We start from the raw sequence: 2,108 nt of genomic DNA on the forward strand, positions 1-2,108 counted from the left end.
AGAACAACAAGATAAGAACAACAATAGAATTTCTTCTATTAAGCAAAAAATGAGGATGGTGTTGTAGTAAACACCATCCTCATTTTTTCATCTCAGTCAGTCGATCAGCGAGAAAGACGAACAATCTTATAAGTTGGGGCCTTTCATTGTCTGTAGAGGAAGATTAGCTTTTAGCTGCTTCATTCCTTTAAACATGCGCACGAACCAAATTAATATGGCAATGGCCGCTAAGGCAATCCCCACAATAGGTATGAAATAGGCGACAGAATCAATGATCGTACTGTTATACCAGTAGTCGTTGATGCCGATTAGGACCCCATTCGATGTTGCAATCGTCACGATCAGCACAACAAAAAACGTCAGATTTAAAAAGAAGCTACGAATTAACCCATAATAATGAGAAATCACCACCTCTGAATCTTCACCTTTATCAAGACGGTAACCTGCATAGACGATGGCGATAACACCCGAGAGTAAACAGGTTAACGGCGTGAATAAGCTTGCAACATAGGCAAACCAAATCCCCTTATGATGCTTGTTCATTGCTCATCTCCTTGACGTTTGCTTGCTTCTGCTCGCTTTTCTGTTCTTCTAGCATCACGTCTTCGTACCACAGATCATGGTGCTCTTTTGCCCATGTTTCATCAACTTCACCGGTGACCATCGCCTCTAACGCGCCTTCCATGCCAAACAAGCCTATGTAAATGTGGAAGACGAAGCCACAGATCAAAATAAGTGCTGATAACATATGGATAAGGTTAGACAGCTCCATATCGCGACGGGTTTGACCAAAAATAGGAAAGTCTAAGACCAGCCCACTAAAAGCGACCACCGTTCCAACGACAATAAGCAGCCAAAAAAGCGCCTTTTCTCCAGCGTTTGAAAATTCAGCCGATGGGTGGCTGCCTTTGTGTTTTCCTGCCATTCCACCGAACTTCATAAACCAGGTGACATCAACTTTGCGGAAAATCGATTTCCGCCACCACTTGAATAGGATTAGGATCAGCAACACACCAAACAGTGGACCCAAGTAGTTGTGGTACTGTTTGGCGAGCATAATCACGAAGCCCCAAAGTTCAGTTGGTACATAGGGTTTCAAAAAATGCTTACCGTAAACAAGCATTAGGCCACTAAATGCAAGGGTAAGAAATGTGAAGGCCATACTCCAGTGCAAAGCGCGATCTAAGCGAGTCCAACGTTTAATTTTTCTTCCAGTTCGTGGCTTACTTAACATGACTGGTCCAACAATAAGATAGGCAAGTGCAACCACTGAAATACTGCCAAAAATAGCAACAGCTCCAGCAGGAGACATCCACTTCTCTTTAAGGATGTACCAAGTCTGTCCAGGCGCACTAATCAGCACACCATGCTCTGGGAATTGTGACGTCGTAACGCCCTCTTCCCCAGCTCGAACTTGGCGCCAGAAATCAGCACCAGCCAGTTGAGTTATCTCGCGTTCTGAGACTGCTGGCTCCGTGTTGGCAAAAGCTTGAAATGATAACGAAGCGAGTATTGCGCCCACTAGAGACAGCAATACAAGAGACTTTCGTATTAAATCTAATCGCATACCTGGTCCCTGTTAGCTTTTAGTCGCATCAAAAGAGAGGTCTTCACCATTGGTCCAGCCTGCGTCTTTCGCCCCACGCTCAACAACCCTTTGACGGAAAATATCAGAGACCTTTTCAGCATCTCCGGCAAGCAGTGCTTTGGTCGAACATAAAGATGCGCACATCGGTAGTTTGCCTTCTGCAATACGATTTGCACCGTATTTTTGCTGTTCCTCTACGGAGCCAGATTCCGTTTCTGGGCCACCTGCACAGAACGTACACTTATCCATTTTCCCACGTTCACCAAACGCCGCTTGCTTAGGAAACTGGGGCGCACCAAATGGACACGCAAATAAGCAGTAACCACAACCAATACAGAGATCTTTATTGTGAAGAACAATGCCATCTTCTGTATGCTCAAAACAGTCCGCTGGACAGACGGCTTTACACGGCGCATCGGTACAGTGCATACAGGCAACTGAAATCGAGTTTTCACCGGGTTCACCATCATTCAACGTAACTACACGTCGACGCTGAATACCCCATTCCAAGGCATCATCA

3 protein-coding genes are annotated in these 2,108 nt (G+C 45.3%); all 3 read right to left on the minus strand.

Annotation, left to right across the window (positions count from 1 at the left end):
* Positions 1-126: 126 nt before the first annotated feature.
* Positions 127-543 (minus strand): hypothetical protein, encoded by a 417-nt coding sequence (locus ACP45E_RS19555; RefSeq protein ID WP_017038592.1) that lies wholly within the window; start codon positions 541-543, stop codon positions 127-129.
* Positions 527-1,567, minus strand: a complete 1,041-nt coding sequence (locus ACP45E_RS19560; RefSeq protein WP_017038591.1) for a formate dehydrogenase subunit gamma — start codon at positions 1,565-1,567, stop codon at positions 527-529. The genes ACP45E_RS19555 and ACP45E_RS19560 overlap by 17 nt, the downstream gene beginning before the upstream one ends.
* A gap of 12 nt (positions 1,568-1,579) precedes the next feature.
* Positions 1,580-2,108, minus strand: a 529-nt coding sequence (gene fdh3B, locus ACP45E_RS19565; protein ID WP_069585451.1) for a formate dehydrogenase FDH3 subunit beta, incomplete at its 5' end; no start/stop codon positions are given.

The organism is Vibrio genomosp. F10 str. 9ZD137 (assembly GCF_049974785.1).
Classification (GTDB): domain Bacteria; phylum Pseudomonadota; class Gammaproteobacteria; order Enterobacterales; family Vibrionaceae; genus Vibrio.